The sequence below is a fragment of the Dactylosporangium sp. NPDC050588 genome, assembly GCF_040654975.1.
Taxonomy (GTDB): domain Bacteria; phylum Actinomycetota; class Actinomycetes; order Mycobacteriales; family Micromonosporaceae; genus Dactylosporangium; species Dactylosporangium maewongense.
Genome location: NZ_JBFAJA010000052.1, coordinates 54,568 through 62,717 on the forward strand (window position 1 = coordinate 54,568; position 8,150 = coordinate 62,717).

Here is an 8,150-nt window from a genome sequence, read left to right on the forward strand (position 1 = left end):
AAGTTCCTTCGAGTTCAGGCGGCGACGGTGGACGGCATGGGAGCGGGGTGCGCGGCGAGGCCCAGGAGCGCGGCGACGGCCTGCTCGGTGCGGTGCGAGGCGAGCCCGTCACCGTAGGGGTTGCCGTTGGCGGTCATGGAGTCACGCAGGGCCGGGTCGTCGAGCAGCCGGGCCGCCTCGGCGACGATCAGGTCCTCGTCCGTGCCGACGAGCTTGGCGCAACCGGCGTGCAGCGACTCGACGCGCTCGGTGACCTCACGCAGGACCAGCGCCGGCACCTTGAACGACGGCGCCTCCTCCTGGATGCCGCCCGAGTCGGTGAGCGTCAGGTAGGCGTTGGACAGCAGCCGGGCGAGCGCCGGGTAGGGCAGCGGGTCGGTGACGGTGACCCGCGGCACCCCGGCGAGGCCGGCCTCGACCTGGGCGCGCACGGCGGGGTTGGCGTGCGCCGGCAGGACGACCCGGATGTCGGGGTAGGCCTCGACCAGGCGCCGCACCGCCGAGAGGATCCGGTCCAGCGGCTCGCCCCACGACTCGCGGCGGTGCGCGGTGACGAGGACCAGCCGGGCTTCGCCGTGCGCGGCGGCGTCGACCGCCGCGGCGATCCGGGAGTCCTCGAACGGCATCTCACGAGCGGCGATCGACAGGGCCGCGTCCACGACCGTGTTGCCGGTGATGAGGACGCTGGCCGGGGCGATGCTCTCGTCGAGCAGGTTCGTCGCGGCGAGGGCCGTCGGCGCCAGGTGCAGCGCGGCGAGCTGGCCGACGAGCTTGCGGTTGGCCTCCTCCGGGAACGGCGAGTCCAGGTCGCCGGAGCGCAGCCCCGCCTCCAGGTGCACGACCGGGACGCGCCGCCAGAACGCGGCCATGGCGCCGGCGAGCGTCGTGGTGGTGTCGCCCTGGACGATGACCGCGGCCGGCTTGCGCTCCTCCAGGAGCGCGTCGAGCGAGGAGATCATCGCGGTGAGGAGCTCGGGCTGGCTGCCGGTGACCCGCTGCAGTGGCAGCGTCACGTCGGCCTGGACGTCGAACGCGTCGAGCGCCTGGGTCACCATCGTCGGGTGCTGGCCGCTGGCGACCAGCACCGGGGTGAGCCGGCCGGCGGCGCGCATCGCGGCGGCGACGGGCGCCAGCTTGATGGCCTCGGGACGGGTACCGGCGATGAGGAAGACTTCGGGAGACATGTGCGTGGCGTCCTTTACGAGAGAACCGGCTCTTCGACCAGGCGTTCGGTCTTCGCCCAGGCCTGTCGCCGGCTGATCTGCCGGCCGATCGCCCGCCAGGTCGAGACCAGGCCGAGCAGGAGGAAGAAGGGGTAGGCGACGGCGGCGACCAGCAGTCGCCAGAGCTTCTCGTCGCCGAGCTGGAGGCGGTGGATCGTCGCCCAGACGAGGCCCGGGACGGTCATGCCGAGCGCCCAGAACAGTGCGACCTGCCCCATCTGCGCCCACGAGTGGATGACGAAGGTGTCGCCGTGGCCGGGGATGAGCCGCCACATCGCGAAGCCCCAGAGGCCGAACACGCCGGCCGTGCCGAAGGCGTTCATCCACGGTGCGAGCAGGTAGTAGAGCATCTCCAGCAGGGCGTGGTTGCGGATCTGCCGGGAGGCGACCAGCTTCGGCACGTAGCCGACGCACTGCAGGTTGCCCTGCGCCCACCTGGTGCGTTGCCGCAGCAGCCGCTTCACGTCGACGAGGCCCTGCTGGTTGACGTTGGCGATGGAGGTGTACCGGATGCGCTCGCCGTTGAGGTGCATGCGCAGCCCGAGCTCCAGGTCCTCGACGAGGCAGTGCGACCAGGGCGCGTCGCCGAGCCGCATCAGCGACGACAGCCGGGCGAACTGCCCGTTGCCGCCCAGCCCGACCGTCCCCGCGGCGTTGCGGAGCAGCTGGCTGGCGTTGGCGATGGCGGCGAACTCGAGGTCCTGCACGGCGCCGAGGACGCGGTTGCGGTTGTGGATGCGCACCCGGGTCTGCACCGCGCCGACCCGCGGGTCGCGCATCTGCCGGGACACCTCGGTCAGGATGTTGGCGCTGCCCCGGCCGTCACCGTCGATGACGCCGACCGCGACCAGCGCCGGGTCCTCGCCGTGCAGCAGGGACAGGTCCCGGATCGCCCGGAACGCGGCGTTGAGCGCCTCGCCCTTGCCCTTGCGGGCGTTGGGGAAGTCCCGGCGCAGCACCGTCAGATTCGGGTGGTCGATGGCGGCGAGGACGTCGGGGGTGCCGTCGTCCGAACCGTCATCGACCACCATCACCCTGGTGCGCGTGCCTGCCGGGCCCTGCAGCGCCAGCGCGGCGCCGACGGTCCGGCCGACAACCCGTTCCTCGTTGAGGGCGGGCACGACGATCCAGAAGGTCAGCGGCTCGTGCTCGTTCGGCGCGATGGCATCGCGCCGGCGACGACGACCGGCGGTGGCCGAGTCGCGGGTGGTGAAGGCCACCAGCGCCAGGTTGTACGCCGGCCAGAGCGTCAGGAGCGCGAAGCCGACCAGAAGGATCGCCGTCATGCGTCAGGCTGCGCTGCGGTTGAAGCGGGACGCCCGCACCATCAGGGCACCGGTGACGACGAGCGCGACACCTGCGGCGACGATGGCGAAGACGGGGCTTCCGGTGACGGGCAGCGAAGCGGCGGTGGATCCGCCGGCCCCGATGACGCCGATGACCTTCGTACCTGACATGACAGCTTCCCCTCGGCTATCTCTCCGGCGGTGCTTGGCGGCTCCTTGCTGGCAACCGTCGTGCACCTTGTCCTCCAGAAGCTTGGAGGTGCCGAGGGGCAATCACAATGGGTGAGCATGATTGGATGCGCTCGCGCGGACCAAGTCCGCCCAACGACCTGACAGAGCGTTTACGCAGGAAAAACTCGACCGCTACGCAGAGTGGTCGGACCGTGTGCGGTAGCTCTCAGTGAAGGAGGCGGGGTGTTGCCAGTCGGTTGCGAACTCCGCCCAGAGGGACAGGGCGACGCTGGCGCTCTCGGGCCGGTCGGCCGGCCGCTTGGCCATGCACTGGCGGCACAGCTCCGCTACGGAGCGTGGCAGGCCGGGTGCGAGCAGGACCGGGGTGGCGACCGGCTGCAGCAACCTGGCGCCCGGTGCGTGCGGCGAGCGGCCGGTCAGCATCTGGTACAGCAGGACGCCCAGCGCGTAGACGTCCCAGGCCGGCGCGTGCTCGACGCGTGAGGCCGCGGGGTGCGCGAACGGCACCGCCAGCCCGAAGTCGATGATCTTGACCCCGGCGGTGGTCAGCATGACGTTGTCGGCGGTCAGATCGCGGTGCGCGATGCCGCGGCGGTGCGCGACGGCGAGGAGCTCGGCGACCGACGCGGCGATCTCGACCGCGTGCTGCCACGGCAGCGGACCCTCGGCGAGGCGTTTCGTCAGCGGTACGCCGTTGAGCAGTTCCATCGCGACACAGGGCACCGTCGCCCGGCCGGTGTCGAGCTCGCCGTATCCGAAGATCTTCGGCACCGTGGGGTGCCGCATCCGCTGCATGAGCAGCGGCTCCCGGCGGGCCGAGTGCACGGCCCGGCCGTTGTTGGCGAACGCCGGCGCGAGGACCTTCACGGCGGCGGGGCGCAGCTGGTCCAGGTCGACGGCCTCGTAGACGAGCGACATGCCGCCGCGGGCGATCGGGCGGACCAGCAGGAAGCGCTCCAGCACCCTGCGGCCAAGCTCGATCTCCGACACAATCGCCGACTATTCCCTAAAAGCTGCCGATCACGGAAGTCCCAGCGATGATTACCACAGCCCGTGTCGATGTGATAAGTCCGGATATGTCGGGCGTACCAAAGGAACCGCACAGCCGATCGAAACCCATAGTTGACATCCGGGTAACCGTGGCTGACGCTGGCCGCAGGAATCGCTCCCACAGGAGACGGGATGACTGACGAGCCATCGCCACCAACCGTCACCGAGGTCGCCGCCGCCGCGGGGGTCTCCGCGGCAACCGTGTCCCGAGTCCTCACCGGCCGGGTCAGGGTCAGCACCTCGGCCCGGGTGTCGGTGCACGACGCCATCGCCCAGCTCGGCTACGTCCGCCACCGCGGGCCGCGCCGGCCCGACCGGCTGCCGCAGCGGCTCCCCGTCGCCGCGCTCTTCTTCGAGCCCACGGCCCGGCTGTTCCACGACACCTTCTCCGCCAAGCTGCTCGCCGGCGCCGAGGAGGAGCTGACCCGCCACGGCATCCCGCTGCTGACGATGTCCGCGACCCGGGGCACGATCGCGTCGGCGACCCAGTTCCTGACGACCGGCGGCGTCGGCGGCGTCCTGCTGCTCGGCGGGCACAGCAGCCACCCCCTCGCGGTCTCCCTCGCCGCGTCCCGGGTGCCGCTGCGAGCCACCGGCCGCCCCGCCGACGGCCTCGACATCCCGTTCGTCGACGTCGACAACCGCGACGGCGCCCGGCAGGCCGTCGAGCACCTCATCCTGCGCCACCGCCGCGCCATCGCCGCGATCGCCGGGCCGCCCGACTCGCCCGCCGCCGTGGACCGCCTCGACGGCTATCGCCGCGCGATGGAGGCGGCCGGTAGGGTGCCCCACGTGGCGTACGGCGACTTCACCACCGCATCAGGCGGCCACGCCGCCGCCTGGCTGCTGGACCGCATGCCGCGCCTCGACGCGCTCTTCGTCGCCTCCGACGCGATGGCCGCCGGCGCGCTGCAGGCCCTGCGCAAGGCCGGCCGCCGGGTCCCCGAGGACGTCGCCGTCGTCGGCTTCGACGACGCGCCCCTCGCTTCCTACACCACGCCGCCGCTCACGACCGTGCGCCAGCCGGTCTCCGAGCTCGGCGCGGTCGCCGTCGCGCTGCTCCTGAGCGGTGCCGAGGGCGAGCAGGACTGCCCGGTGCTGCCGACCGAGCTCGTCGTCCGGGCATCAAGCTAGGGACGTGATGCACGACGGTCAGCTCCGGGAGGGCGATGTCCTGGCCCGCCGGTACATCCTGAAACAACCGGTCGGCGCAGGCGGCATGTCCGTCGTCTGGCGCGCGTGGGACAGCACCCTGGAGCGCACCGTCGCGGTCAAGGTCCTCGACGGTCCCATCGGCACCGACGTCGGCCAGCGCGACCGGATCCGGCGCGAGGCCCGCGCCGCCGCGCGGATCGAGCACCCCAACGCGATCGGCGTCTACGACTACGGCGAGACCGTCACCACGCACGGCCGGATCGCCGCGTACGTCGTCATGCAGCTCCTCGACGGCACCTCCCTCGCCGGCCGGCTCGCCGAGGGCCCGCTGCCGTGGACGGACGCGATCGCGGTCGCCGCCACCGTCGCCGACGTGCTGCACGCCGCCCACCGCCGCGGCGTCGTGCACCGCGACGTCACCCCCGAGAACGTCATGCTCACCACCGACGGCGTCAAGCTGCTCGACTTCGGCATCGCCGCCGACGTCGGCCAGCGCGACACGCTGACCTTCGGCACGCCGCCCTACGTCGCGCCGGAGCGGCTGGTCGGCGCGCCCGCCAGCGGCTCCACCGACGTCTACGCCCTCGGCGTCCTGCTGTTCGAGATGCTCACCGGGCACCCGCCCCTGCAGGCCGCCACGTGGGAGGAGCTCGAGCGCGCCGTCGCCGCCGACCACCGCCCCGCCCTCAACGTGCACGGGCTGCCGCCCGCGGTCGCCGCGGTCTGCCTGCGCTGCCTCAACACCGACCCCACCGAGCGCCCCACCGCCGCCGAGGTCGCCGCGACCCTGGAGTCGTCGGCGCAGCGGCACGGACGCCGCTGGGTGCCGGTCCTCGCCGTGTCGTTGGCGGCGTTGGTACTGGTGGGCGTCACGTACGTGTGGCGCAACCGCGACGACGGGCAGAGCGCGTCGCCGGACCCGACCGTCAGCATCTTCGTCTCCATCCTCCCGCCCGTCACGGTCCAGCCCCCACCGGCGGCGACCCGCACCGCCACGCAGGCGGCCCCGCAAGGCCGCCCGTCGTCCGGGGCGCCCGCGGCGTCGCCGTCGCCGAACCCGACCCCGACGCCGTCCCGGCTCACCCCACAGCAGGCCGGCCAGGCGGTCCTCGACGTCGTCGACCGCCGCTCCGCCGCCGGGGAGCTCCGCTCCGACGTGGTGGACGACATCCGGAATCAGGTCAACAACATCATGATCAACCCGGTCGGCGCCGCGCCCCGCATCGACCGGCTGCGCAACCAGCTGGTGGACCGCCGGCGCGAGGGCTCCATCACCACCGCCGCCGCATACCAGGAGCTCGACGCCGCCGTGGGCGTGCTCGCCGCGTCGCTCACCTGACCGGCCAGGTGGCGTGCCACCCGGCCCCGCCGGGCGGGGCGGCGCGCCGCGTCGGCGGCCTGACCGCACCGGGCGGCCGTGTCCGTCGCGGCGCCGAGCCGGTCCTCAGCTGGGTGTGACGACGCGGTGGCGGACCGCCCACATCGCGGCCTCGGTGCGGGACGCGGCACCGGTCTTGCGCAGCAGGTTGGACACGTGCACCGTGACGGTCCGGACCGAGATGCCCAGGGAGCTGGCCACCTGCTGGTTGGACATGCCGGCGGCGAGACAGCCGAGCACCTCGATCTCCCGCGCGGTCAGGTCGCCGCCGGCCCGCAGGCTGTGCAGCAGCGTCTCCGCCTCGGTGAGCCGCCAGCCGGGCCAGTGCACGAGCAGCGCCACCGCCCGCTCCGCGTGCTGCCGCGCGTCAGCGGCCCGGCCGAGCCGCAGCAGCGCGTGCGCGACGGCCGTGTGGACCGCGGCGTCGTACGGCGCCGCCTCCACCACCTCGACATCCGCGCCACCTCGTCGAGCGTCGCCGCGGTCCGCGACCGTCGCACCGCTGCCGTGGTGCGGCGCGCCCGGATCGCCGTGCTGCGTGGTGTTCCGGGTGGCCGCGCCGCCGGCCTGCGCAGCGGTCGCGGTGCCGGGCCGCCGGGTGGTCATGGTGCCGGGCTGCTGGGTGGTCATGGTGCTGGGGTGCGCAGCGGCTGGGTCGCCGTGCCGCGCGGCGGTCCGGGGCTGCAGGGCGGTCGCGCCGCCATGGTGCGGTGCGGCCGGGTCGCCGTGGCTCATGGCGGTGCCGGGCCGCGATGCGGTCGCGGTGCCGGGGTGCGGGGTGGTTGCGGTGCCGGGCCGCGGTGTGGTGGCGGTGGCGGGGCGCGGGGTGGTCGCGGTGCCGTGGTGGAGGGCGGCCGGCAGGAGGTCGACCGCGGCTGCGTCCCGGCCCGCCGCGACGGCCAGGAGCAGCCGGAGCTGCGGCGCCGCGCCGACCGCGTCGCCGACGAGGTCCTCGACCGTCGCGGCCGGCACGCCGCCGTGCAGGGCCCACCGGGCCGCCTCGACCAGCCGCGCGGGCCGGCAGTGGCCGACGCAGTCGGCGAGCGCCAGGGCCGGGTCGGCCGGATGCGCCCCGCGGGCCGCGACGGCCACCCGCAGCACCCTGACGAGGCCCACGTCGCGCCCCTCCCCGTCGGCACGGGCCAGGAGGCGGGCCGCGAGCGGGTCGTCGCCGCGCTCGACCGCGAGGAGACCCGCCGTCGCCACGAACCTGACCCGCTCCAACGGATCCGTCTCGATCGGCAGCCGCGACCAGGTGAGCGCCTCGGCCCGGGCGAGGTCCCCGGTCCGCAGCGCGTGCGCGATGCCGAGCGCGGTCGTGCGCCCCGCGCAGAACTCCAGCCCGGCCCGGCCGATCGCGGCCATCGCCTCGTCGAACAACCGCCGCCCCGTCACGTCGCCGAGCCCCGGCAGGCCGACCGCCACGAGGTTGTTGATGGCCCGGCCGACCGTCACCGGGTCCCGGTCGTGCTCGGCGATCTGCCGGCACGCGTGCAGCAGCGCCACCCCCCGGTCCCGCCACCCCCCGAACGACAGGGCCGTCCCCAGCGTCACCCCGGCCGAGGCGATGCTCTCCCCGCTGCGCTCCGCGGCCACCATCGCCGCCTCGGCGAGGGGCACGACCACGCCCGCAGCGGTGGTCCGCAGCGCACTCGCCGCCTCCGCCGCCAGCTGCCGCGCCCACGCCTGCCCGATCCAGCCCGCGCCGGCCGCTCCTGCCGCGCCGGCCGCTCCTGCCGCTCCTGCCGTGCCAGCCGCTCCTGCCGTGCCTGCCGCTCCTGCCGTGCCTGCCGCTCCTGCCGTGCCTGCCGCTCCTGCCGTGCCTGCCGCTCCTGCCGTGCCTGCCGCTCCTGCCGTGCCTGCCGC

Annotated in this window: 7 protein-coding genes; 2 read left to right on the top strand and 5 right to left on the bottom strand. The window is 74.3% G+C overall.

Annotation, left to right across the window (positions count from 1 at the left end; all coding sequences use genetic code 11):
- Nucleotides 1-14: 14 nt before the first annotated feature.
- From wecB to AB0I21_RS32455, 4 genes are all read right to left on the bottom strand, one after another.
- Nucleotides 15-1,184 (bottom strand): UDP-N-acetylglucosamine 2-epimerase (non-hydrolyzing), encoded by a 1,170-nt coding sequence (gene wecB / locus AB0I21_RS32440; RefSeq protein ID WP_360566879.1) that lies wholly within the window; start codon nt 1,182-1,184, stop codon nt 15-17.
- Nucleotides 1,185-1,198: 14 nt separating this feature from the next.
- Nucleotides 1,199-2,509, bottom strand: a complete 1,311-nt coding sequence (locus AB0I21_RS32445) for a glycosyltransferase family 2 protein (RefSeq protein ID WP_360566881.1) — start codon at nt 2,507-2,509, stop codon at nt 1,199-1,201.
- A gap of 3 nt (nt 2,510-2,512) precedes the next feature.
- A complete protein-coding gene (locus AB0I21_RS32450; RefSeq protein WP_360566883.1) occupies nt 2,513-2,680 on the bottom strand; it encodes an LPXTG cell wall anchor domain-containing protein in 168 nt (55 codons plus the stop codon).
- Between the two features lie 192 nt (nt 2,681-2,872).
- The gene (locus AB0I21_RS32455; RefSeq protein WP_360566885.1) at nt 2,873-3,691 is read right to left on the bottom strand and encodes a serine/threonine-protein kinase; all 819 of its coding nucleotides are present in this window, start codon (nt 3,689-3,691) and stop codon (nt 2,873-2,875) included.
- Nucleotides 3,692-3,883: 192 nt separating this feature from the next.
- Between AB0I21_RS32455 and AB0I21_RS32460 the strand changes: the two genes are divergently transcribed.
- Both AB0I21_RS32460 and AB0I21_RS32465 read left to right on the top strand, forming a co-directional pair.
- The gene (locus AB0I21_RS32460) at nt 3,884-4,885 is read left to right on the top strand and encodes a substrate-binding domain-containing protein (protein WP_360566886.1); all 1,002 of its coding nucleotides are present in this window, start codon (nt 3,884-3,886) and stop codon (nt 4,883-4,885) included.
- 7 nt (nt 4,886-4,892) lie between these two features.
- A complete protein-coding gene (locus AB0I21_RS32465) occupies nt 4,893-6,245 on the top strand; it encodes a serine/threonine-protein kinase (protein WP_360566931.1) in 1,353 nt (450 codons plus the stop codon).
- Nucleotides 6,246-6,350: 105 nt separating this feature from the next.
- Here the strand turns inward: AB0I21_RS32465 and AB0I21_RS32470 are convergent.
- The coding region (locus AB0I21_RS32470) for a response regulator transcription factor (RefSeq protein WP_360566887.1) at nt 6,351-8,150 on the bottom strand (1,800 nt) is incomplete at its 5' end.